Genomic DNA, 22,954 nt, shown 5'->3' on the forward strand with positions numbered 1-22,954 from the left:
GTTGTTCGATGATGGTGGACTCCCAGGTCCGGCTGGACCAGAAGATCTTGGCCTTCCAGTTGAGCTTCTCCTCGGAGGGCTGCTCGACGCTGATGACCTTCTTCATGAACGTGGGGAAGTCCTGGAACTGCGTCCACTGGTCGTACACCAGCCGCCGGGGCGCACCGATGTCGATCTCCTCGACGATGTTGGTGGACTTGATCTTCTTGCCGCCGGCGCCGCCACCCCCGCCACCGCCGCGGTTGAACAGATTGGCGAGGACACCCTTCTTCTCGCCACCGCTCTCCTCCGGCTGGTCGCTCTGCTGCTTCGAGGTCTCCGCGGCCTCGCTGCTGGACGACTTGGACGCGGACGACTTGGGCCCGGATGACTTGGACGCGGATGACTTGGACGCGGATGACTTGGGCTCGGACGAGGACTTGTCGTCCGACGACGAGTCGCGCCGCCCGTTCTTGATGCGGCTGACGGCCTGGGTCGCCGCGACGGCCGCCCCGGCGCCGACCAGTGCGCCGCCCGCAGCACCGGTGGCGCGGCCACCCGGCAGGCGCTTGAGCGCGCCGGTGGGCATGTTCTTCGTGATGCGGCTCAGGGTCGACTGTTTCCGACCCGGCAACCGCTTTGCGATGTCTCCCACTGGGAGTCTCATTTGGTGTACCTCCGCCTCTCTAGGCGTCATGAAGTGTTCTGGGGGGCCGTGACGACCCGGCTGTCACGGATCTCGCCGCGCCAGCCCTGGATTTCTTCGGGATGTGACAGGGATTCGGTCATCACGTGGCGCCTGAAGTTCTTGAGCTCCAGCCGGGCGCGGCGTCCCTGCGCCCGCCACAGATTTCCGGTGCGCTCGAAAAGGCCCTTCGGGTGGTACTCGAGAACGAGCAGCACGCGGGTCATGTCCGGGGCCACTTCGTGGAAGCTCACGGATCCGTCGACGTGGCCTTTGGGCGCTTTGGATCGCCACACGATGTGCTCGTCGGGCCGTTGTTCGATGATGGTGGACTCCCAGGTCCGGCTGGACCAGAAGATCTTGGCCTTCCAGTTGAGCTTCTCCTCGGAGGGCTGCTCGACGCTGATGACCTTCTTCATGAACGTGGGGAAGTCCTGGAACCGCGTCCACTGGTCGTACACCAGCCGCCGGGGCGCGCCGATGTCGATCTCCTCGACGATGGCGGTTTGCTTGATCTTCTTTCGCCTGCCGAAGATGCCGGCGAGCACGGCCTTGAAGGCCGCCCACGCCGCGCTCAGCACCGCGCGGACCGGCGACTTGCCCTCCGCGAGCGCCCGTGCACCCGCGAGAGCACCCTTGATCAGTGGCCCGCCGGTCTCCGCCTTGGCGGTGAGCCGTCGCACCACCTGATCGAGCTTCGCCTCGTACCGGGCGACGAGTGCCGCGAGCAGACGCCCGCGCAGCCGCTGCACGGCGGCCCGGGCGGTCAGGTAACCGGTGGCGCCGACGACCACGCCGGTTCTGAATCTCATCGGTCCTTCACCTCGTCGTAACCGCTGGTCTAGCGCGGGTTACCCGCACAAACAGGGACAAAACGAAGGGCCGAACCCGGCCACCACCCGATCCGCGAGATCACCCATGGCATTTCCGGCAAGGCCGTCCGCCACATCCGCGACCGCACGCCTACTCAGTTGGCGGTAGGTCTTTCTGGGATTTCTGGGATTCCTGGGAAAGATGTGGCCGGCGATCACGTGCACACCTGCTTGGCTGAATAGCGGGGTGGACGACGGCTTCGTCAGCGTTCGCACTAGGGTTTCACCACGGGCTGATCGTGCGGTTTGGAATGTTCCGCACCGGGGTGCGGCGTACGCTGTGATGCCCGGACTCAGTAGGCGTGGCTGGTGAGGAGCAAGGGTGACAGGGGAACGGCCGCGGCCGAGCGAGTTCGACCCGAGCGTCCCGAATGTCGCCCGGATGTACGACTACTACCTCGGCGGTAAGGATCATTACCAGGTCGACCGCGCCCGCGCCGATGAGGCGATCCTGGCCGATCCCACGCTGCTGACCCTCATCAAGGAAAACCGGGCCTTCCTCGGACGTGCGGTCCGGTACCTGTCCCAGCAGGGCATCGACCAGTTCCTCGACATCGGCACCGGCCTGCCCACCCAGCAGAACGTGCACCAGATCGCGCACTCGGTGAACCCCGACGCCCGGGTGGTCTACGTCGACTACGACGAGCAGGTGGTCGCGCACGGGCGGGCGCTGCTCGCCGACGTGGGCGAGACCAGGATGGTCCAAGCCGACCTGCGCCGCCCCCAGGAGATCCTCGACCACCCCGACGTCAAGCGGACGCTCGACTTCAGCAAGCCGGTGGCGCTGCTGCTGGTGGCCACCCTCCACTTCGTGCCCGACGAGGACGACCCGGCCGGCGTCATGGCCGAGCTGCGCGACGCGCTCGCGCCGGGCAGCCATCTGGCGCTGACCCACGCCTCGGCCGACGGCGTCCCCGACGTGGTCGCCAAGGTCGTGGAGGTCTACAAGAGGACGTCCGCGCCCGGCACGCCGCGTACCGGAGACCAGGTGATGGGCCTGTTCGGCGACTTCGAACTGCTCGACCCCGGTCTGGTGTGGGCGCCGCTGTGGCGTCCCGAGCGCCCGGTGAGCCTGGAGGAGGCCCTGCGGGTCTGGTTCTACGCGGGTGTCGGGCGAAAGCCCTGAAGGTATTGGCAGGCCGTCCCGGATCAGTGATCGTTATGGGATCACCGGGGTGAGGGAGGGCCACATGAGGGCGATGACGGTCGGGGCCGCGCTTGACGACGCGGTCGCGCGGGACACGGTGTTCCTGCACGACGGGGACGACACCATCACGTTCAGGGAGTTCGGCGAGCTGGCCGACCGGGTCGCGGGCGGGCTGCTGGCCCGCGGGATCCGGCGGGGCGACCGGATCGGGCTGCTGGGCCTCAACACGCCGCAGTGGCTGGCCGCCTTCTTCGGCGCGGCGCGGATCGGCGCCGTCATCGTCCCGCTCAACGTGCGCTACCGGGAGCGGGAGCTGTCCCACATGCTCGGGCAGAGCGGCGCCCGGATGGTCATCAGCGTCGACGCCACGCCTGACTTCGACTTCGCGGCGTTCTTCAAGGAGTTCCAGGCTCAGGTCCCAGGGGTGAGCGACTACGTGTTCTTCGGCGGCGGCGACGCTGGCGGCGGCGATGCCGGTGGCGGTGGCGGGGGCCAGGCGGGCTCGTTCGACGCGCTGACCGCGACGCCGGCCGACCCCACGGCACTGGCGGCGGCGAGCCGTGCGGTGGGCCCGGCCGACCCGCTGGTGATCCTTTACACCTCGGGAACGACCGGGCGGCCCAAGGGGGCGACGATCACCCACCGCAGCATTCTGGCCTCGGCGTCGGCGCAGGCGGACCACCTGGGGATGAACGACGGCGACGTGCTGCTCGGGCACCTGCCGTTCAACCACGTCGGCGGCATCACCTGCACCGTCATGGCCGCGCTGGTCTGCGGCGGGTCGGTGGCACTGCTGCCCGCGTTCAGCCCGGACGCCGCGCTGCGCGCCATCGAGCGCCACAAGGTGACCTTCCTCGGGGCGGTGCCGACGATGTACGTGCTGATGCTCGGCCGGAAGGACTTCGCCGACCACGACGTCTCGTCGGTGCGGATGTGCACGGCGGGCGGGTCCAACGTCGAGCCGGCGCTGGCCGACGCGATCCGGCGAGGCTTCCCGGGAGCGCCGCTCTACGGGCTGTACGGGTTGTCGGAGTGCTCAGGGGCGTGCGTGCTGTCGAGGACGGACGACGACCCGGAGACGGTGTCCCGCACGCTGGGCGTGATGATCGGCGACTTCGAGGCCCGGGTGGTCGGGCCGGACGGGACCGTCCTGCCGCCGGGCGAGACCGGCGAGCTCCAGGTCCGCGGCGACTGCGTGGTCGCCGGCTACTGGGAGCTGCCGGCGGAGACCGCCGAGGTCTTCCTGCCGGACGGCTGGCTGGCCACCGGCGACATGGTCACCATGGAGAAGGACGGGCACCTCGTGCTGCGCGGCCGCAAGAAGGAGATGTACATCCAGGGCGGCTTCAACGTCTACCCGGTGGAGATCGAGAACGTGCTGGCCACCCACCCGAAGGTCGCCATGGCCGCCGGCATCGGCGTTCCCGACGAGGTGCTGGGCGAGGTCGGCCGGTTCTACGTGGTGCCGCGCCCGGAGGCCGAGCCCCCGACCGCCGAGGAGCTCACCGCCTACTGCCGGGACCGGCTGGCCGACTACAAGGTCCCCCGGCAGTTCGTCATCACCGTCGAGGTACCTCTGACGCCGGTTGGAAAGATCCACAAAGCCCTGCTGAAAGAACGCTACGAGTCAGACCGCTAGCAATCTCGGCCTCGACTCCGCACCCGGCTGAGGGCCGGCAGCCCTCAGCCGGGCATGGGCTGCCGGCCCTCAGCCGGGCATGGGCTGCCGGTCAGCGGTTGCCGCAGAGGGCGTGGTCGGTGAGGTCGTTGGCGGCGGTCAGCTGCGCCAGCTTGGCCTTCTCCTCACCGGGCTGGGTGGGCAGCATGATCTCCACGCTGGTCCGGCCGTCGGTGGAGACGGAGTTGACACTGGCGACGCCGAACATGCTGCCGCCGTGATACCAGGCCCACGTTCCGCACGCGGTCCGCCGTTTGGCCAGGCCGAGCCCGTAGCCGGCCTCCTTGTAGAGGATCTGCCATTCCTTGGCTTCCACGGTGTCCTTCATCTGCGCCATCAGAGCCGGGGACAGCAGCTTGCCGCCGAGGAGGGCCCTCAGGAACCGGTTCATGTCGTCCGTGGTGCTGATCAGCGCGCCGTCGGCATGGCCGTCGGAGAAGATCGACACGTCCACCAGGGGCCCGCCGGGCTTGAAGCGTTCGTAGAAGACGGGGCGCGGCTGCGGCACATAGGCGGAAGTGCCGGGACTGTAGGTGTGCCGAAGGCCGAGCGGCGCGATGATCCGCTCATGGACCTCGTGCTCCCAGGGGTTGCCGGTCGCCTTCGCAATGATCATCCCGGCGAGGACGTAGTTGGTGTTGGAGTAGTTCCAGCGCCGCTCGTCCGGTGGGAACAGCGGCGCGTGCCGCATCGCCATCCTGACCAGTTGCTGGGGCGGGTAGGACCGGAACCGCACCTTGCGGTAGGTCTCAGGCGTGTGGGACACGTCCTGCGGCAGGTAGTAGCTGTAGTCGTACAGGCCGCTGGTCTGCCGTAGCAGATGCCGCACCGTGATCTTGCTGCCGTCGTTCCCGTTGCCCTTGACCAGGCCGGGCAGCCAGCGCTCCACGGTGTCGGTCAGCTTGACCTTCCCCTCGCCGACCAGTTGCAGCATGACGGTGGCGACGAAGGTCTTGGTGTTGCTGCCGACCCGGTAGTAGCTGTCCCAGGGCACAGGTTGCCGGGTGCGAAGGTCCGCGACACCGCTACGCGCCTTCAGGCTCCGCCCATTGTGGACGACCTGCGCCAGCACTCCGGTTGTTCCCGTGTCCCTGATGGCGTCGACGTCGCGCTGCAACTGTGCCCGCGAATAGGTCGGCGCGCCGGAGGCAGGGGAGACGAAGGTCGGTGCGAAAAGCGCCGCCGCGCTGATCCCGACGGCGCAGAAGGCAAGTCTCTTGACCATGTGGACTCCGCATCTTGGATGATCGTCCACGCTAGGAATCCGCGCCGCTCGGGTCGATCGGGGCACCTCCAGAAACGCCGGTAGGGATAGCCTCACCCCGGCTCCGAGCACCCCGCGAATGCCGGATCCACTCGCTCGACCGCCGTCGCGATCACTCCGGTGACATCACTTAGAGTGACATGGTGAATGCAGAAACCAACGCGGACGGCGAGCGCGACAGGATCGTCGAGGCCGCGATGCAGCTGTTCTCGGCGCTGGGCTTCGACGCGACCACGACAGAGTTGATCGCCGATTCGGCCGGTGTCGACACCGCCACGGTACGGACGTCGTTCCGCAGCAATGCCGAGTTGTACCGGGCGGTGATGCGGCGAGCCGCCAAGGCCGAGCAAGCAGCGCTCAGAGAGGCCGTGGAGGACTTCACCCCGACCCGCCAGGCGATGAACCGGCTCCTGGACGACTACCTGGACCTCTACGCCGCCCGGCCCGACCTGCTGGGCCTGTGGCTGCATCGGCGCACCGGTGACGCCGCCGACACGGCCGACATCGACGAGCACCACGTCCAACCCCGCCTGAGCTGGCTCGTGGACTCTCTCAGAGAGCACGTCCTCGATCCCGGCCAGCTGGATTACGCGCTCTGGAGCTTCCCCTGGGTCGTCTCGGGCTTCCTGGGGCACGGCATGATCCACACCGACGAAAAGCGTTCGCGGGGCCCGGGCCAGCCCGTCACCGACCGCGAGCTGGAGGCCTTCCGCACGTACCTGCACACCATGGCGGACCGTCTGCTGGGCCTGCCCGACGCTCAATAGGTCCGGCATGCAACAGGGGCCCCCGCACGGGAGGCCCCTGTCACTTACGTCACTTACAGAAACTAATGGCGATCGAAGTAATCCGGCTGAGTCTGCGTGTTCAGCTCACGCAGCCGGACCTTCTTGCCCTTGTCGGTACGCGGGTCCCTGATGTCGACGACGTCAAGGCCCTTCTGGATGTCGCTGGAGTAGATGTAGCCGTTGTAGTAGTACGCCGACCAGGTGCCACCGATGGGGAAGCCGGCCGGGAGCGGCCCACGCTCAAAGAAGCCGATCTCCTTCGGCTTGCGCGAGTGGGTGAAGTCCCACACCGAGATGCCGCCCTGGTACCAGGACTGCACCATGATGTCCTTGCCCTTGACCGGGATCAGCGAGCCGTTGTGCGCGACGCAGTTCTCGGTGTCGGCGTTCGCCCGCGAGATCTTGTAGTAGCTGCGGAAGCGCAGCTTGCGCTTGTCGCCCTTGCCGACGATGTCGTAGATCGCGTTGGCGCCCTTGTTCGGGCCGACGGTCGGGTTGCAGGTCGCGGCCGAGCCGCCGCCGAGCTCGTCGGTGAAGACGACCTTGTTGGCGCGCTGGTTGAACGTGGCCGAGTGCCAGAACGCGAAGTTCTTGGTGTCCCGGACAGTCGTGATCACCTTCGGCTTCTCCGGGTTGCGGATGTCGAAGAGCGCACCGTCGCCCATGCAGGCACCCGCGGCGATGCCCTTGTCCGGGTAGGCCGTGATGTCGTGGCAGCCGGTGGTCGGCACCCAGGTGTCGTCACCCGGAACGGGGTTGTTCGGCTGGCCGGGGTTGCCCGGGTTGCCGCCGTCGGGGAACAGCACGGGGGTGGCCACCACGGCGGCCGTCGTGGGCGCCTTCAGCGGGACCTTGACAATCGAGATCTTGTCGAACGGGGCCTTGCAGTTGGGGCCCTCGTTGGGCGTTCCGACAAGCCAGGTGGGCAGGATGTACGACGACACGTAGATGTACATCGAGCCGCGCTTGCCCGGCACCAGCGTGTGGGTGTGCGAGCCGCACTGGGTCTGGACGGACTTGATGTAGCGCGGGCTGGCCTTGTCGCTGATGTCGAAGATCTTGATGCCCTCCCACGCGGTCGGGTCCGACACCGGCTTGGACGTGCTCTGGCACGAGTCGTCGCTGCGCGACGAGTCGGTCGACAGGAACAGCAGGTTCCCGTTGGCCGCCACGGACACGTCGTTCTGCGACCCGGGACAGTTCACCATGCTGACGATCTTGGGCGCCTTGGGCTTGCTGATGTCGTAGATCGTGAAGCCCAGGTAGTTGCCGGAGATCGCGTACTTTCCGGTGAACGCGATGTCGGTGCCGAGCGCGTTCGGCCCGGCGAACGGCCCCTGCTTGGGGACGTTCGCGAGGTGCTTGACGTTCGAGCTGGTCACGACTTCGTCGGTCCCGGGAATGTCCGCGGACGCAGCCGGCGCGGCGAACAGCGCCGACGCGACCATCATGAGGCCGGCCAGCGATCCCAGCAGTGTCCGCCTGTTCGATCTCTGTTTGAGGCTAGGGGCCACGTTCGCTCCTTCTCGTCACCTATGACGCTCCCCCGAAGATTTCGGTCATCGGAGTATTGCGTTGATATGTCGAGTAAGGCCAGACCTATGACCTCTTGCGGCGATTTTGCAACCGAAACCGGCCCCTGAACAGCGGTCATGGCGACGCAGCGTGACGGCGGCAACGCTCACGATCATGAAACCGCGGACCGGTGCGCCTCGGGCAACGAGCCGCGACTCGGGCACGAGCGCGGTGCGGCTCGGGCAAACGAGTACGGTGCGGCTCGGCTGCTCGGCGCGCTCTTCCAGACCGACGTCGACTACGCCTGGCTCGGCGACACGACCTGGACGCTCGTCGTCGCGGCGATCCACGCCTGGAAGTGGATGGGCCTGTCCATGCTGATCTACCTGGCGGGACTCAAGACGATCCCGGACGACATCATCGAGGCGGCCCGGATCGACGGGGCCTCCCGCATGCGGATCTTCTGGACCGTCAAGTGGCCGCTGCTCGCCCCGGCGGCCACGTTCAGCGTCGCGTCATCGTTGCTGGGCTCCATGAACGGGTTCGAGGCCGTCACCATCGGAGTGCCGTTGTGGCTGGTCGTGGCCACCGCCTCCAAGTCACGCGGTGAGGCGCTCAACCCGAACCTGACCCTCCCCACCGACTGGCAATTGCTCGACAATCTGCGCGAGGTCTGGAGGGACGGCGAGGTCGCCGCCGCCTTCTTCGGCAGCCTGCTCATCGTGATTCCGGCCGTGACCGGCGCCCTGATCGTCGGCTCCATGGCGTCCTGGATCCTCGCCCGCCGCTCCACCCGGCTCAGCGCCGTCCTGTACGCCCTCGCCATCAGCGGGATCGTGCTGCCCCCGGCGGTCGTCACGGTCGTCCTGCTCCTGCGCCAGCTGGGCCTGGCCGGCACCGCCGTGGGCATGATCGGCGTCTACATGGGCATCTACATGTCCACGGTGATCTTCTTCTACGCCTTCTTCGTCATCGGCGGCCGGATCGACACCCTTCCCCTCAACCTCTTCCACGTCGCCAGCGCCGGCCTCTACCTCAACAACTGACATCTCATCTTCGCCTACGTCATCCTGATGAGCCTGCCCTTGATCGTCGTCTTCGCGATGGCCCAACGAAGAATCATCTCCGGCATAACCAGCGGCGCAGTCAAGTAACGCACTCGAACGGCGGCGGCTGCGCAGGTGCTCTGACACCGGGTGCCCGGGCCGGGGCGGCACTGTGATGCGGTCGCGTGGCCGCCCCGAAGCGATCGCCTGATCTGGCAGACGCGAGGCTCAAGCGCGGGCCGACGTGATCGGGAAATTCTGGTTGAAGACGTTATCGGGGTCATAGCGGGCCTTGAGCTCGCGCAGTCTTGCCAGAGCCGGGAAGGCGTCGCCGAGCCGCTCGGGGCGGGTATCGGTCTCGAAGCTCAGGTACAGGCCGTCCAGGTGAGGGCGCAGCTCGTCCCAGTGCTTGCGGAACCGGCTCGGGTCGAAGCCCACCGACGAGACGTTGAAGTTCTGGTGCCGGTGCGCGTAGGCGGTCGCCGCCGGGTCCACGTCGTTGACCGCGCCGCCGACCGCGCGGATCGCGATCCAAGGGGCGGCGCCACGCAGACCGTCCGCGACGATCTCGTTGATCTCCTCATCGAGGTGCTCGGCGAAGCCGTTGCTGACCAGCGGTTGTCCCTGTCCGCCGTGATGCGTGGCGTCCGCGGGCGGGACGATCGCGGCGTACGGCACGAGCTGCGCCTGCTGCTGGAGCACGGGTGCGATCGACAGCAGCGGGGTCAGCGCGGCGACCGCCGCGTCGGCGTCGTCGGAAGCGTAGACCGAGAGTGCGCGCGCGAGCGGCGGCTGACCGCGCCGGGCCGCGGACAGGTACAGGAAACCGGTCAGCTCGCGGGGCGCGGCCTCGACGAGTTTGCCCCAGCGGCCGAGCAGGCCCACGGCATCCGTCGCGTCGAACAGCATCTGCGCGAAGACGACATCGGGAACGTGGTAAGCCTCCAGCTCGAAAGAGGTCACGATCCCGAAGTTGCCGCCGGCCCCGCGCAGCGCCCAGAACAGGTCTGGGTTCTCGCTCGCGTCCGCGCGGACGAGCCGGCCGTCGGCCAGCACGACGTCCACCGAACGCACATGGTCGATCGTCAGCCCGAACTTGCGGCCGAGGAATCCGATGCCGCCCGCCGTGGCCAGCCCTCCGACCCCTACGTCGCCGTAGTCGCCGCTGCTCATGGCCAGGCCGAAGGGCGCGAGCGACTCCGCCACGTGACCCCAGTTCGTCCCGGGTCCGACCCGGACGGTGGTGCCGGTGACGTCGATACCGTTGAGCCTGCCGAGGTCGATGACGACGCCGCCGTCGTTCGTGGAGCGGCCGCTGATGCCATGACCACCGGAGCGGACGGCCAGGGGCCCTTCCTGCGCCCTGGCGTAGCTCAGCGCCTCCGCGACCTCGGCCGCCGTGCCCGGGCGAAGCACGAGGCCGGGCGACCCGGCTCGGAAATAGGTCGAACGCACCTTGGGGTAGGCCTTGTCGCCTGGTTCGACCGCATGGGCCTTCAGCGCGGACGGCACCGCGTCGTAGTCGATGCCGTCACGACGCTGAGCCAGGGCTTTTGGGCCCCGGACCACCGCCTGCGGTGTGTCGCGCTCTTCGGCTACCGCTTCTCGTAGCGCCGGGGCGATCTCCTGACCCCAGGCCTGGATGGTCCCAGGATCGTCGGTGGCGAGGATGAAGGTGGAGATGCCCTGTTCGATGACCAGCGGAACGAGTGTGTCGAGCGTGGCGTCCTGCGGTCCGATGTTGAGCAGGCGGCGGATCTCGCGCGGGTCGCGGCCCGCCTGCGCCGCCGCCTCATCGATGATCGCGTTGCCGCGTTCCAGGTCGCCCGGCTTCAGGTAGGCCAGGCTGGGCAGCCAGCCGTCGGCTTTGTTCCCGATGAGTCGCAACATCCGTGGCTTGAGGGCGCCGAGCCAGATGCCGATGTCGTGGGCCGGCTCGGGGCCCCGTTTACCGCCTCTGACCTTGTAGTGGACGCCGCTGCTGAAGACACCGCCGCGGGTGGAGGCGTCCCAGGTGGCGCGGATGACGTCGATCGCCTCGGCCAGCGCGTCGACCGCCTCGGCCGGGGTACGGCGCGGCCCGCCCATCGCCTCGATCGCGTCCCAGAACCCGCCTGCGCCGAGCCCCAACTCGAACCGGCCGCCGGACAGCAGGTCCAGGCTGGCCGCCTGCCTGGCCAGATGTGCGGGCACGCGGAGCGGAAGGTTGATCACGTTACCCGACAGCCTCACCTTGGAGGTCTGTGCCGCGACGTAGGACAGCAGGGTCCAGGTGTCGAGGAACGCGGGCTGGTACGGATGGTCCTGGAAGGTCACCAGGTCGAGGTCCGCCTGTTCGGAGAGCCTGGCCAGCGTCACCGGGGCGTGGGGATCTGCGTTCTGGGGAGTAAGAAACGTGCCGAAGACAAGTTCGTGTCCGTAATCAGCCATGACCGACCTCTCGCCGTTGACTACACTTGTACTAGTAACTTCTAAAGTAGAAGCCACTATTCCTTGAGGAGGTGACGGATGAGCTCGGTTTTCGACGCCGCGGCGGCTCCTGGCGAGACGGCCGACGGAGCCGTGCCGGCCGATGCCTGCGGACCGGCGGCTGAGGATCTGGCGCGCGCGTTCCGCTTCCTCGGCAAGCGCTGGACCGCGATGATCCTCGGCCACCTCTCCCACGGGGCAACGGGCTTTCGTGACCTGTCGCGCGGGATCGGAGGCATCAGCGACTCGGTGCTGTCCGCACGGCTGGCCGACCTGACCGACGGGGGACTGATCGCGCGTTCGGTCAGCGAGGGCCCTCCCGTGACCGTCACCTACACCCTGACCGAACGCGGCCAAGCCCTCATGCCCGCCCTCGGCCTCATCGCCGCCTGGGCACGCGACCACCTCGACTGCTGACCGGAGTACGCGTGACCTCGACCGTGTCGAGTTCGTCGCGATCAACACCCGGCCGCACATCATCGAGCAGAGCCTGCGGCCGCAGCCGGTCGGCGAGCGGGCGCTGCATGCCCTCCCCCTCGTAGGTGTTCATCAGCCGGTCATGCCGCCGTACGCGATGACCTTGGTGGGATGCAGGCGGACGACGAGTTCGCCGGGGTCCTCGCTGAACGTCACGTCGCCGCGCACCTCGACGCGCGCCGCCTCCTCGGCCACTCCCAGTGGGCCGCCCACGCGGTCGCCGCCCACCTCGGCTTCACCGACGCGGCCCCCGATTCCTGACTCGCGCCGGAAGGAGCCCGTGGATGAGGGCCGCGCCGGACGGGTGAGGGGCCCGCGCCGGACGGCGCGGGCCCCTCAGATGGGTGGAACCGGACGTCAGCCGGTCACCGGCAGGTCACTCGGAACGGGGGTCGGCGCCGGGGCCTGGCCGGGCGGGGGAGTCGAGGGCGGGGTGGTCGGCGACGGCCCCGGCTGCTCGGGCTTGCCCGGGTCCGACGGGCCGTCGGTGCCCTTGCCGCAGGTGGCCGAGGCGATGCTGATGGTCTCGGTCTTGCCCGGGCCGAGCGGCAGGGTCAGCTCGATCGCGGTCACGTTGAGGCGGCCGTCGGGGGTGCGGGTCTGCTTGTTCAGCACCAGCGAGGCCGTGCCCAGCGTGTCCAGGTTCACCGACACGGCGCTGTTGGGCCGCGCCGCCGCCTTGATCGTCTTGCCGTTCAGCTGCACCTTGACCAGCTGGGACCGGCCCTGGCCCTTCACGCACTTGGCGGTGACCAGGCTGGCCGTCAGGTGCGCCTTGGGCACCTTCAGGTCGACGACCGAGGCGCGGGCGTGCGCTTTGCCGGCGGCGGCGTTCAGCACCCGGGCCTGCAGCACCGGGTTGGCCGGCAGCTCGGCGACGCTGCGGCTGACGGTGGACGGGCCCGAGGAGGTCACCGACGGCGTCGCCGGGACGGCCACCGGACCGGACGCCGACACGGCGAACGCCTGGCTGGGCGGCGTGGTGGCCTGGGCGGACGGCAGCGTCCCCGCCAGTGGCAGGGTGCCGGCCAGCGGCAGGGCGGCGGCGCCGGCGATCACGGCGGCACGGGCTAGATGCTTCACGCGCATGCTTGTCTCCTTTGACAGGGGGGCGTCGCCCCCGGGGGGTGGGAAATGCGGGGCAACAGAGCGGGGAGGGCAGGGAGTCCCGTCAGTCGACGATCTCGACGGGGGTGCCGAGCGGAGCCTTGGACAGGCGGGCCAGCGCATCTGCGGGCACGCGGACGCACCCGTGCGTGACGGCCTTGCCGAACACGTCCTTGCGGGGCCAGCCGTGGAAGGCGACGGTCCCGGGGCCGCCGCCGAAGGTGTCCAGGGTCTCCGAGTGGGCGCCGACCGGAAGGATCAGCGGGCTGTAGGTGGCCTTCGGGGGAGCCAGCGACGCCAGCAGGAACGTCCGCCCCGTCGGGGTGGGCGTCTTGGCCTCGCCGACCGCGACCGTCCACGAGCCGACCTTGCGGCCCGACTCGGTGAGCGTCAGACGGCGGTCGCTCACGTCCACCGTGACCGCGTGCGTGCTGCGCGCGGTCTCCACCTTGTCGGTCGCGCCGGGGATCCAGCCGGTGACCCGGTTGGGCCGGCTCGGGAGCAGCACCCGGTTCCATCCGGGCCTGCTCTCCACCACCGGCACCCACGTGGGCCCGCCCAGCTGCTTGTCCGGCAGCATCGCCAGCGCGGGGCCGCCCGGCTGTGCCGACACCGGGAGCGGCGCCTTGGGCCGGACGACGGTGCCGTCGGCCTTGAACGGGGCCTGGTCCTGCGGCAGACCCTTCAATGTCGTGTACGTGGTGGCCTCCGGCAGTTTGCCGTCCCCTTGGGGGCCGCCGCCGGACGCGGTGGTCGACTTCTCACCCCCGCCGCCGCATCCGGCCGCGAGCACGGCCGCGGCCGTGGCGGCCACCGTGATCCTGCGTCCAGGCGTCATCTACAGTCCTTTCTCTCCCGCCGAGCCTTTCTGTGCCCAACACATACGCACGAGGTGTGACGGAGGTTGCACGCTTTTCAAGAACCTTTTTAGAGGCGCCCGGATCTCCAGCCTTCGGCCGTGGATACTCGCAACCGCGGCCATGAATGGTCCATAAAAAGCAGCCCTGGCCGGCGAGCAATAACAAACCAGCAGGAATTCGCGCCAGGGCGGTGATCTTGGCCTGCTCGTCGGGGCGGGCAACGCCCACACCACCGGGCACCAGCGGAGAAAGAGCGGAAGACGCAGACCCACGGCATCCCAGAGCCCTGTCGGCGCCGACGCCAAGACCGCTCGCGGGCCGTCCACAAGGACAACGGGTGTCTAGGCGATCAGCAACAAAATCCTCACCGTACGGTGACGCAGCCGATGCGCAACCAAACCCACCATGGCCATTTCCTGATATCAACCGCTCAATGGCCATAAAGCGTGCACACTGGCTCATTAACGCGCCCATTCACACAGGAGCTGCATGGGCCAACAAGGCGCTCACGGGTCGCGTTCAGATTGCCGATGAGACCCCCGGCTGCGCGCCGCCAGGCCGCAGCAGAAGCGTTCGCGGAACCAGCTCATCCTTGGCTGCTGCGGCCGCAATAAGCGCAGGGGAGCGGCCGAGCGGGTGGTTCATGTTGCGGTGTCGCCGGCTGCGCCGTGTGGCCCTTGGGGGGTGGCGCGTATGGCCAGGTAGACGGCCCGTACGGCGAGTATGCGCTCGATTCTGTCGATGATCGGAGCGAAGAACTGGCGCCGGTGGTCGGCGTCGCTCATCGAGGTGACCGCGAAGTACATGCTGCCGAACCCGGCGAAGAGTGTGGCGATGCGGAGCAACGCGACCGGCACCGCGGGAAGGAGGCCGGAGGGGGCGGGTTTGGCGCCGATCCACTGCTCGGCTGTCTCGGGCGTGACCACGAGCAGGCCGAGGATGAGGAAGAACGCGAACAGCGCCGCGCCGGCCACCGCTGCCTGGACCAGCTGGCGGGTGGCCAGCATCAGCAGGAGGTTGCGTGCCTGGCGCCCGTTGAGCGGCACCGCACGGAGCCGGCCACCGGGCACCAGGTCGCCGATCGGTACCTCGGCCAGCGGCGTTCCCATGCACGCCGACGCCAGCCGGTCCGGGCTGAGATCCTGTTCGACCCGCCCGATCTCCTCGCGCAGGCGGGAGGCCGCGGCGAGCACGGTGATCGCTGCGAACAGCCCGACGACCAGCGCGATCCGCCACCACGTCAGCCGGTTCACCGCCTGCCACAGCTCGCCGGTGAAGAACAGGAAGAGCGTGACGAACAGCAACATGGGCAGCGCACGGCCCAGCAGGTGCACGTTGGTGCCCAGGTCGGAGAAGGCCCGCCGGATCGCTCGGCGCAGCAGCGCCCCCAGGCCGTAGGTGGTGCCCAGCAGCGTCGCCACGAAGACGGCGGCGAAGAAGATGACGAAGCCCACCAGTCCCACCACCGGTCCGCCAGGCGGCGTGACCGCATCGTCGACCGCGAGCTGCAGCAAAGGGACGGCGACCGGCATCGCCGCGTACCCGGCGAGTATCGCGACGGTGGCCGTACGCGACAAGCGAGGCCGCCGCCGGACGAGCACCCTCATCGCTCCCCACACGGCCACCGTCACCACGATGACCCCGCCGAGCAGGACCATGCTCCCCGAACCTGCGGCTCTGGGCGGCACCAGCCATGCCAGGCTCGCCAGCGTCACCAATGCCAGCGACGGGACCATTCGGGGAAGCACATGCGTGACGAAGCCGTACCCGGCGATCATCGTGGGCGCCCCACGCTGGGTGAACCATTGTTCGGTCTGGCGCACCACGATCTGCGATGCGGTGAACGGCACCGGTCGACCATCCCCCACAAGCGGCTCCCACGTGACTTCCCGATGGCACGCACAAGCCAATGGCGGCTGGCAAGCCGGGTATGGGATGTGCCTGCATCCCAGCTGACCGTACCTTCCGGCAGCTATCGACAGGACGACAGCCTGCCGAATCCTAATTAAGGGGACTTCAACGCCGTCCGCTCGGGTCCAGCAGCCGTAGATCGAACACAACTGTCGAGGTCGGCTTCATCAAGCCGCTGCCGGCGGCAGAGCTGCTAGACCGGCTGAATCTCATGATCTTCCCCGAGATCGCCGGGGCGGGCGGCGACTGTTCGATCCCCAACTATCAGCGGCGTCTGTCATAGGGCACCAGCTGCGGAGATCACCATCTGCGGCTGAGTACCAGGACGGGCCTGCCGGGTTCAGTCCACTTCCGTGGTCTCGGGGTCGGCGGGTTCCTCGGTTCCGTCGAGAGCGGAGATGCCCTCGATCTCTGCTGCGGAGAGCTGGAAGTCGAATACGTCGATGTTGGCGGCCAAGCGTTGCTCGTTCAGGGACTTGGGCAGCGGGACGAGATCGTGTTGCAGATGCCAACGCAGGATGATCTGCGCTGGCGTTCTGCGGTGGCGGGCGGCGATCTCGCGTACCACCGGTTCGACGAGGAGGGATTCGCCGCGGTTCAACGGCTGCCATGACTGCAAGGTGATTCCGTGCTCCCGCGCGTAGGCGCGCCAAGCATGCCGTGCCACTCTCGGGTTGAGCTGGATCTGATTCACCGCAGGGGGCGTCCCCACCTCGGCGATGATGCGGTCGATGTGGGCGGGTGTGAAGTTGGAGACTCCGATGGCCCTGGTGCGCCCCTCGGCCAGGAGCCGGGCGAAGGCGCGCCACGTTTCGACGTAACGGTCGCGCATGGGCATCGGCCAGTGGATGAGGTACAGGTCGAGATGGTCCAGGGCCAGCCGGGCCAGGCTCTTGTCGAACGCTTTGAGTGTGTTGTCGTATCCGTGGTCACGGCCGTTCACCTTGGAGATGATGAAGAACTCCTCGCGAGGCACGCCCGAACGGGCGATGCCCTCGCCCACCCCGTTCTCGTTCTCGTAGTACGCCGCCGTGTCGATCATCCGGTATCCGAGCCGTGCGGCCGTCGGGATGACGGAGGCGACGTCCGCGGCGGTCATCATCCAGGTGCCGAGCCCCAGGCGCGGCATGGCGACGCCGGTGTTCAGCATGGTCATGGGGACGTTCACCGCGCCCATCGCGGGTCCTCCCAGTCCGATGTCCGACCCGCGCTCGCGGGATCGTGGGGGTGACGTGCCAGGTCGGCCAGGTCAGCGTCGACCATCATCTCGATGAGATCGCGGAAGTTGCCGCGTGGCTTCCAGCCGAGCTCCTCGCGGGCCCGCGAGGAGTCCCCGACCAGCAGGTCCACCTCGGCCGGGCGAAACAGCCGGGGTTCCTGCCGCACGTGGCGTTCCCAGGCCTCGATGCCGACCCGGTGGAAGGCGATGTCGAGCAGGTCCCGGACCGTGTGCGTCTCCCCGGTAGCGATCACATAGTCCCCGGGCTCGTCCTGCTGGAGCATCAGCCACATCGCCTCGACGTAGTCGCCGGCGTATCCCCAGTCCCGGTACGCGTCGATGTTGCCGAGGAAGAGGGTGTCTTGCAGCCCGAGCGCGATGCGCGCGGCACCACGGGTGACCTTGCGGGTGACGAACTCCTGGCCCCGGCGCGGGCTCTCGTGGTTGAACAGGATCCCCGAACACGCGTACGCCCCATAGGACTCGCGGTAGTTGACGGTGATGTAGTGGCCGAACGCCTTCGCGATGCCGTAAGGGGACCGGGGGTGGAACGGGGTGCTCTCGTTCTGCGGCACCTCGCGGACCTTGCCGAACATCTCCGAGCTGGACGCCTGGTAAAAGCGCACCTTCGACATGTCACCCTGGGTGTGGATCCGCAGCGCCTCAAGGATCCGCAGCACGCCCAGCCCGGTGATCTCGCTGGTGAGCTCGGCCTGCCGCCAGGACATGCCGACGAAGCTGATCGCGCCCAGGTTGTAGACCTCGTCCGGACGGGCGATGTCCAGGGCTCCCACCAGGCTCGGCAGGTCCCTCAGGTCGCCGCTGAGCAGCCGGCTGGAGGGGACGGCCTCCGCGACCAGCTGGGCCCGCGGGTTGTTCTGCCCTCGGACCAGGCCGAAGACCTCGTAGCCCTTCCCTGACAGGAGCTCGGCGAGGTACATGCCGTCCTGCCCGGTGATCCCCGTGATCAGCGCACGTGGCACTGGAACTCCTCGTCTCAGGCGCCCACGATCTCCAGGTCGGGCAGCGGGAAGATGAGTTTGCCGCCGGCGCGCAGGTAGTCGCGCTCCCGTTCGACGAACACCTCGCGAAAGAACCACGGTGCGACGAGCATGTACTCCGGATGATCGGCGCGGGCCTGCTCCTCGGAGATGATCGGCACCCCGATCGAGGCGATGGTGCGGCCGATCTTCGCCGCCTGCCGGTCCACCGCGAACGGCAGATCCCGCACGGTCAGGCCCGCGGCCTGCCAGATCGTCCCGCCCCGGGTGCTCGCGCCGTAGATGTAGCAGCGTTCTCCGGCCGCGTTGATCTCGTCGATGAGGCGGTGCAGGTCATCGAATGCCTGGCGAACGCGGTCGGCGAACCGGTACCAGGTGTCGGGTTCGTGCAGGCGGGCCCTCGCTTCGAGGTCGCGTTGCGCGGCGACGGACGGGCTGACCGGCCGAGCACCGCGATGCGACACCACGGTTCGGAAGGAGCCGCCGTTCACCTCCGACAGCAGGACGTCGTTGACCTCCAGGCCGTGCCGGCCCAGCAGGTCTTCCAATGCGGCCACCGACCAGTAGGTGATGTGCTCGTGGCACACGTTGTCGACCGCGCACAACTCCAGCATGGTCAGCAGGTAGTTCTGCTGGATGACCCACACGCCGTCCGGTGCCAGAACCTTGGCGACGTCGGCGACGAATGCGTTCGGGTCGTCCAGGTCGTAGAACATGGAGACGCACGTGATGATGTCGAACCGCTCGTGGTCCTGACCGTCTGGGCCGGGGGCGAACCAGCGCGGGTGGAAGAAGTCGACGATGATCCGGTCGGCGTGCTGACGCGACTCGGGTTCGAACGTCGTCACCGGGTCGACGCCGACCCGGTGAATCTCCTGCGGGACGAACGACAGAAGCGTGCCGTCGTTGCAGGCGATGTCCAGCCATCGCCGCGCGTCGGGGTGCGTCGTCAGGGCGTGCTCCACGATGGAACGCAGGTCGGTGCGGATCGCCTCGTTGACGCCCGACCGAAACCCGTACCGATCGTGGTACATCAACTCTCGCGGGGTGGTGTCCCGCAATTGCAGAAGCCCGCACGCCCGGCACAGCATCAGGGTCAACGGCCACTGCGGTGGACGGCGATCGTCGTCCCGGAAATCGCTGAGATACTGGTTGCCGAGATCGAGGACTTCGGTCAGGTCGACGGTGCGGCAGGAACGACAGTTCACGCGCGTCTCCAGAAGTGAGATGACTCCTGCCGGCTTCCCGTCTCGGGATGCCGACAAGGCGGCTGGGAATGCGGAAATGCCGATCGTCCAAGCGGGCCGGGCGTCTAATCAGTCAGTACAGTCCCGCGTTCTGTAGGACGATGGGAAGAAATGGGTGGATCAACTCGGACCCGGAGGTGTGGAGCTCACGGATTTCGGTGGTGGAGTGCCAGCGCACCGACTGGTGCGTGTTGTCGGCAACGGCGACGGATTCGGCCTCTTCCTCGGTGCACCGGTACTTCATCAGGGTGAGGAGGGTCTGGAATCCGCGCTCCTCGGGCGGCGCGCTTCTGGTTCCCCACATCACGTTGTAGATGTTCGCAAAACCAAGCCGGCCCCGGTCCACGTTGAGTCCGAGTTCGCGGACGAGGGCACGCGCGCCGGCGTCGGCCATGGTCTCACCCACCTTCATCCGGCCGCCGAACACCCAGAACATGTCCCGTAGTGGCAGGTCCTTGCGGTACCCGAGAAGGATCTGGTCGTCGCCGGTGTGAACGATCACGTCCACGTTGGCCTGAACCAGGTTGTCCAGCGCCTGTGCGTAGACCGGTTCAGGAAGCCCGAAATCGGGGACGTCCCGTGGCGTGAAATGGTCCTCCGTGAGTTCGTGCACAATGACGTCCAACACCTCTCCCAACGATCCATTAATCGCGTCGAAACATTTCGTGACACAGCGTCAGCCTTATGTTGCGGAATCCCGTTCGACCGGGGGCGACCAGCACATTCAGTGTCGCAAGAGGAATCCGCACCCACAATCCCCTTGAATCGTAAAATTGTTGCAAAGTAGTTCTTTGTGGCAGTGGGGGCAGCGGATGGTTTCGAATCGCAGGTGTATCCGCGCTCGACGTTGCACAGCTGACGGGATCTCCATCTATGATTCCGAATCATTCGCTGTGGCGTACGCAGTAAGAACATTCCGTCGATCCGGGCAGTGTTCTCAACATGTGGCACCATTAGTGCGGTGAAAGGCGGCACTCCGCAGGAGATCCGCAGACACCATCTCGGGGCCGTTCTGCGGCAGGTGCATCTGACCGGCCCGATCTCGCGCGCGGCGCTGGCAAACCGGCTGGGCCTGAACCGCAGCACGATCCTGGCGCTGACCACGCAGCTCACGGCGGCGGGCCTGGTGTACGAGGGGGCCTCAGGGTCGACGGGGCGGGCGGGTCGACCGTCGCTGGTGGTGCGGCCCGAGAGCGACCGGTGGTACGTGCTGGCGTTCGATGTGGCGGTGGATCGGCTGGTGGCCGCCAGGGTCGTGCTCGGCGGTGCGGTGCTGGAGCGAAGGGAGGCGGCCCGGCGGCGCAGCAGGTATGCAGATCTCGACGAGGTGGTCGGTGTCCTGGCCGGGTTCGGCCGCGCGCTTGTGGATGCCGCACCCCGGAGCGCGAGGTGCGTCGGGGTCGGCGTGTCGTACTGCGGCTTGATCAGGGCCGCAGACGGGATGGTGCGCCTGGCTCCCAACATGGGCTGGACCGACCTGGATTTCGCGCCCGCGCTCAGCGGGCAGCTGGGGCTGGGCCTACCTGTGACCGTCGGCAACGAGGCCCATCTGAGCGCGCTTGCCGAGCATGAACGCGGGGCTGGCGTCGGCCATCGGAACCTTGTCTACCTGCACGGAGATGTCGGGGTGGGCGGCGGCATCATCGTCGGCGGCAAGCTGCTGGACGGCGATGACGGCTACGGTGCCGAGCTCGGGCACATGATCGTCAATCCTCATGACGGCCGCCCTTGCAACTGCGGTTCGCAGGGCTGTCTGGAGGCGGAGGTGGGCGAAGCGGCGCTGCTGGAGGCGGCCGGGCGCGTCGGCGGGCCGGTCGGGCGGGACGGCGTGCGAGCCATCGTGGAGGCGGCTGAGAACGGTGACGCCGCCGCCCGCAAGGCCCTGGACCGGGTCGGCGACTGGCTCGGGATCGGCGTGGCCAATCTGATCAATCTCTTCAATCCCGGCGCCGTCGTCTTCGGCGGCACGCTCGGCGAGATCTATCAGGGCGCGGCACCCCGGATCCACGCGCGCGTGGCGGCCAGTGTCCTCCCCGTCTCCCAGGAGCGGGCGCAGCTGCGCACCTCGGCGCTGCACGACGACGCCACCCTGGTCGGCGCGGCGGAACTCGCGTTCCGCTGCCTCCTGGCAGACCCGTTGGACGCACTCGCCCGCATCACAGCGTGAGAACCGCCCGAGCCTCTGAAAGACGTCCCACGAGCTTGGATGTCAAGCCGCCCGGCGGGGCCGTACTTGCGGGCGGTGTCTCCCAGGAGTCTGCCGACCACACTTCTCAGCAGGCCCTAGTCGCGCTTGGGCCAGATCGGGCCCTGGTCGGTCCAGATGACCCCCTTGTTATGGCACAGGCAGAAAGGGTGGCCGATCGGGTCGGTGTAGACCCGCCAGCCGTAGCCGTCGGAGTCGATGAAGTCCCGCTGGAGCGTCGCGCCGAGGTCGAGGACGCGGCGCTGCTCGGACTCGATATCGTCCACTTCGAAGTCGAGGTGGAACTGTTTGGGGTGCTCGCTGTCGGGCCACTGCGGAGCGCGGTAGTCGTCCACCCGGATGAAGGCCAGCTCGATCTCGCCGAACGTGATGCCGGCCCAGTTCTCGTGGCTGCCTTCCTTGACCGGGCGGCCCGTCACCGCGGAGTAGAAGGCTGCCAGCTTCATCGTGTCCGGGCAGTCGATGATGAAATCGGTGAGTTGCAGCATCCTGCGATCTTGCCACCGAGTATCGGCTTCATCACCTGATCGGCCAGCCGGTTCATGATTCCCACTTCTCGCCGCCGAGCCGGGTGGCCAGGAACCGGCCGGCACGCTCCAGCGCCGCTGCCGCCTCGGCCGACTCGTCATCGAGCTGGAACACGTGCGGTTGCCGCGGAACCACCTCCAACGTCACCGCGACCTCGTCGGCCCCGGCGCGTCCGGCCAGCCGTACGGCGTCGTCCAGCAGGAGCTCATTCGAGCCGACCTGGATCAGCAGGGGCGGCAGCCCGGTGAGATCGGCGAAGACCGGGCTCGCCTCGGGTGCCGCACTGTCACCGCCGGCGAGGTACTGATCGAAGAGCCACTCGAGATCGGCCGGAGCGAAGAACGGGTCCACCCCGTTCTTGGACTGCATGCTCGCGCCGCTGAGGGTCAGATCGACCGCCGGCGAGAACAGGACCGCCGCCGCCGGCATCGGCAGGCCCGCGTCCCGGGCGCGCATCATGGTGACGACGGCCAGCGCGGCCCCGGCCGAGTCGCCCGCGATCACCAGCCGCTGCGGATCGACACCGGAGTCCAGCAGCTCGCGGTAGGCCGCCAGGCAGTCATCGGGCGCGGCCGGGAACGCATGCTCGGGCGCCAGCCGGTAGTCGAGCGAGACCGCCCGGCCGTCCAGGTGCCGCAGCAGCGCGGCGGTGAGGTGGGCGGTGACACGCGCCGATCCGACCACGAACCCACCGCCGTGGAGATACAGCAGCACGTCCTCGCCCGCCGTGCCGGGCGCCGCGGTCCGCAGCTCCAGTGCCGGCCGCCCGCCGAGCGTCGTCGCCGACGAGCCGACCTCCGCAGGCAAGGGCCGGGTGAACATCGCAGCGAACTGCTCGCGCTGTTGGGCAATGTTGGACATTCCGTCCTCCAGAAATTAGTCAAGCCGCCTGACAGTCAGGTGACCTTACCACGTGGGCTGATATCGTCAAGCCGCCTGACGAACTCGCCTGGAA

General features: G+C 68.1%; 21 protein-coding genes. 6 read left to right on the forward strand and 15 right to left on the reverse strand.

Features of this window, described 5'->3' with window-relative positions; translation table 11 throughout:
• Together F8566_RS24510 and F8566_RS24515 are read right to left on the reverse strand one after the other, a co-directional pair.
• Positions 1–634 (reverse strand): SRPBCC family protein (locus F8566_RS24510; protein WP_318836438.1); only part of this gene is annotated, 634 nt, incomplete at its 3' end.
• Between the two features lie 38 nt (positions 635–672).
• Positions 673–1,476: an SRPBCC family protein gene (locus F8566_RS24515; protein ID WP_151563812.1), complete on the reverse strand. Its 804-nt coding sequence runs from the start codon at positions 1,474–1,476 to the stop codon at positions 673–675.
• A 382-nt stretch (positions 1,477–1,858) separates the two neighbouring features.
• On the opposite strand from F8566_RS24515, the gene F8566_RS24520 reads away from it, so the two are divergent.
• On the forward strand, positions 1,859–2,662 hold the full coding sequence (locus F8566_RS24520) for an SAM-dependent methyltransferase (protein ID WP_225993486.1): 804 nt from the start codon (positions 1,859–1,861) through the stop codon (positions 2,660–2,662).
• Positions 2,663–2,726: 64 nt separating this feature from the next.
• Positions 2,727–4,322 (forward strand): class I adenylate-forming enzyme family protein, encoded by a 1,596-nt coding sequence (locus F8566_RS24525; protein WP_151563814.1) that lies wholly within the window; start codon positions 2,727–2,729, stop codon positions 4,320–4,322.
• A 91-nt stretch (positions 4,323–4,413) separates the two neighbouring features.
• Here F8566_RS24525 and F8566_RS24530 read toward each other — a convergent pair whose 3' ends face one another.
• Positions 4,414–5,586, reverse strand: a complete 1,173-nt coding sequence (locus tag F8566_RS24530) for a serine hydrolase domain-containing protein (RefSeq protein ID WP_151563816.1) — start codon at positions 5,584–5,586, stop codon at positions 4,414–4,416.
• A 179-nt stretch (positions 5,587–5,765) separates the two neighbouring features.
• Here F8566_RS24530 and F8566_RS24535 point away from each other — a divergent pair, with 179 nt between their 5' ends.
• Positions 5,766–6,392 carry a TetR/AcrR family transcriptional regulator gene (locus F8566_RS24535; RefSeq protein WP_151563818.1) on the forward strand — a complete coding sequence of 209 codons (627 nt, stop codon included), beginning with the start codon at positions 5,766–5,768 and terminating at the stop codon, positions 6,390–6,392.
• A 62-nt stretch (positions 6,393–6,454) separates the two neighbouring features.
• On the opposite strand, the gene F8566_RS24540 is transcribed toward F8566_RS24535, so the two are convergent.
• Positions 6,455–7,864: an LVIVD repeat-containing protein gene (locus F8566_RS24540; protein WP_151564347.1), complete on the reverse strand. Its 1,410-nt coding sequence runs from the start codon at positions 7,862–7,864 to the stop codon at positions 6,455–6,457.
• Between the two features lie 201 nt (positions 7,865–8,065).
• On the opposite strand from F8566_RS24540, the gene F8566_RS24545 reads away from it, so the two are divergent.
• Positions 8,066–8,974 (forward strand): ABC transporter permease subunit, encoded by a 909-nt coding sequence (locus F8566_RS24545; RefSeq protein WP_192809841.1) that lies wholly within the window; start codon positions 8,066–8,068, stop codon positions 8,972–8,974.
• Positions 8,975–9,202: 228 nt separating this feature from the next.
• Here F8566_RS24545 and F8566_RS24550 read toward each other — a convergent pair whose 3' ends face one another.
• A complete protein-coding gene (locus tag F8566_RS24550; protein WP_151563820.1) occupies positions 9,203–11,404 on the reverse strand; it encodes an LLM class flavin-dependent oxidoreductase in 2,202 nt (733 codons plus the stop codon).
• Positions 11,405–11,482: 78 nt separating this feature from the next.
• On the opposite strand from F8566_RS24550, the gene F8566_RS24555 reads away from it, so the two are divergent.
• Positions 11,483–11,860 (forward strand): winged helix-turn-helix transcriptional regulator, encoded by a 378-nt coding sequence (locus F8566_RS24555; protein WP_151563822.1) that lies wholly within the window; start codon positions 11,483–11,485, stop codon positions 11,858–11,860.
• A gap of 132 nt (positions 11,861–11,992) precedes the next feature.
• On the opposite strand, the gene F8566_RS50100 is transcribed toward F8566_RS24555, so the two are convergent.
• The 8 genes from F8566_RS50100 to F8566_RS24595 all read right to left on the reverse strand — a co-directional run bounded on the left by F8566_RS50100 (position 11,993) and on the right by F8566_RS24595 (position 19,890).
• Positions 11,993–12,133 (reverse strand): hypothetical protein, encoded by a 141-nt coding sequence (locus F8566_RS50100; protein ID WP_192809842.1) that lies wholly within the window; start codon positions 12,131–12,133, stop codon positions 11,993–11,995.
• 144 nt (positions 12,134–12,277) lie between these two features.
• Complete coding sequence (locus F8566_RS24560) at positions 12,278–13,009, reverse strand: choice-of-anchor P family protein (RefSeq protein WP_151563824.1); 732 nt, start codon at positions 13,007–13,009, stop codon at positions 12,278–12,280.
• 82 nt (positions 13,010–13,091) lie between these two features.
• A complete protein-coding gene (locus F8566_RS24565) occupies positions 13,092–13,865 on the reverse strand; it encodes a L,D-transpeptidase (RefSeq protein WP_151563826.1) in 774 nt (257 codons plus the stop codon).
• Between the two features lie 663 nt (positions 13,866–14,528).
• The gene (locus F8566_RS24570) at positions 14,529–15,737 is read right to left on the reverse strand and encodes a hypothetical protein (RefSeq protein ID WP_151563828.1); all 1,209 of its coding nucleotides are present in this window, start codon (positions 15,735–15,737) and stop codon (positions 14,529–14,531) included.
• A gap of 401 nt (positions 15,738–16,138) precedes the next feature.
• A complete protein-coding gene (locus F8566_RS24580; RefSeq protein ID WP_151563830.1) occupies positions 16,139–16,975 on the reverse strand; it encodes an aldo/keto reductase in 837 nt (278 codons plus the stop codon).
• On the reverse strand, positions 16,963–18,000 hold the full coding sequence (gene gmd / locus F8566_RS24585) for a GDP-mannose 4,6-dehydratase (RefSeq protein WP_151563833.1): 1,038 nt from the start codon (positions 17,998–18,000) through the stop codon (positions 16,963–16,965). Before gmd ends, F8566_RS24580 begins: the two co-directional genes overlap by 13 nt.
• Before the next feature lie 14 nt (positions 18,001–18,014).
• Positions 18,015–19,226 carry a class I SAM-dependent methyltransferase gene (locus tag F8566_RS24590; RefSeq protein ID WP_151563835.1) on the reverse strand — a complete coding sequence of 404 codons (1,212 nt, stop codon included), beginning with the start codon at positions 19,224–19,226 and terminating at the stop codon, positions 18,015–18,017.
• Between the two features lie 112 nt (positions 19,227–19,338).
• The gene (locus F8566_RS24595; protein WP_151563837.1) at positions 19,339–19,890 is read right to left on the reverse strand and encodes an NUDIX domain-containing protein; all 552 of its coding nucleotides are present in this window, start codon (positions 19,888–19,890) and stop codon (positions 19,339–19,341) included.
• Positions 19,891–20,226: 336 nt separating this feature from the next.
• Between F8566_RS24595 and F8566_RS24600 the strand changes: the two genes are divergently transcribed.
• Complete coding sequence (locus F8566_RS24600; protein WP_225993487.1) at positions 20,227–21,432, forward strand: ROK family transcriptional regulator; 1,206 nt, start codon at positions 20,227–20,229, stop codon at positions 21,430–21,432.
• 116 nt (positions 21,433–21,548) lie between these two features.
• Here the strand turns inward: F8566_RS24600 and F8566_RS24605 are convergent, their stop codons facing one another.
• On the reverse strand, positions 21,549–21,959 hold the full coding sequence (locus tag F8566_RS24605; RefSeq protein ID WP_151563840.1) for a VOC family protein: 411 nt from the start codon (positions 21,957–21,959) through the stop codon (positions 21,549–21,551).
• Positions 21,960–22,011: 52 nt separating this feature from the next.
• Positions 22,012–22,860 (reverse strand): alpha/beta hydrolase, encoded by an 849-nt coding sequence (locus F8566_RS24610; RefSeq protein WP_151563842.1) that lies wholly within the window; start codon positions 22,858–22,860, stop codon positions 22,012–22,014.
• Between the last annotated feature and the right edge of the window lie 94 nt (positions 22,861–22,954).

This window comes from Actinomadura rudentiformis, assembly GCF_008923185.1.
GTDB lineage: Bacteria > Actinomycetota > Actinomycetes > Streptosporangiales > Streptosporangiaceae > Spirillospora > Spirillospora rudentiformis.

Bases quoted from the DNA above. Each gene is read 5' to 3' on its own strand.
- F8566_RS24605 (WP_151563840.1), bottom strand. From the start codon at position 21,959: ATGCTGCAACTCACCGATTTCATCATCGACTGCCCGGACACGATGAAG.
- F8566_RS24535 (WP_151563818.1), top strand. From the start codon at position 5,766: ATGGTGAATGCAGAAACCAACGCGGACGGCGAGCGCGACAGGATCGTC.
- F8566_RS24530 (WP_151563816.1), bottom strand. From the start codon at position 5,586: ATGGTCAAGAGACTTGCCTTCTGCGCCGTCGGGATCAGCGCGGCGGCG.
- F8566_RS24550 (WP_151563820.1), bottom strand. From the start codon at position 11,404: ATGGCTGATTACGGACACGAACTTGTCTTCGGCACGTTTCTTACTCCC.
- F8566_RS24555 (WP_151563822.1), top strand. From the start codon at position 11,483: ATGAGCTCGGTTTTCGACGCCGCGGCGGCTCCTGGCGAGACGGCCGAC.
- F8566_RS24540 (WP_151564347.1), bottom strand. From the start codon at position 7,864: ATGATGGTCGCGTCGGCGCTGTTCGCCGCGCCGGCTGCGTCCGCGGAC.
- F8566_RS24560 (WP_151563824.1), bottom strand. From the start codon at position 13,009: ATGCGCGTGAAGCATCTAGCCCGTGCCGCCGTGATCGCCGGCGCCGCC.
- F8566_RS24545 (WP_192809841.1), top strand. From the start codon at position 8,066: ATGGCGACGCAGCGTGACGGCGGCAACGCTCACGATCATGAAACCGCG.
- F8566_RS24610 (WP_151563842.1), bottom strand. From the start codon at position 22,860: ATGTCCAACATTGCCCAACAGCGCGAGCAGTTCGCTGCGATGTTCACC.
- F8566_RS24525 (WP_151563814.1), top strand. From the start codon at position 2,727: ATGAGGGCGATGACGGTCGGGGCCGCGCTTGACGACGCGGTCGCGCGG.
- F8566_RS24565 (WP_151563826.1), bottom strand. From the start codon at position 13,865: ATGACGCCTGGACGCAGGATCACGGTGGCCGCCACGGCCGCGGCCGTG.
- F8566_RS24515 (WP_151563812.1), bottom strand. From the start codon at position 1,476: ATGAGATTCAGAACCGGCGTGGTCGTCGGCGCCACCGGTTACCTGACC.
- F8566_RS24580 (WP_151563830.1), bottom strand. From the start codon at position 16,975: ATGGGCGCGGTGAACGTCCCCATGACCATGCTGAACACCGGCGTCGCC.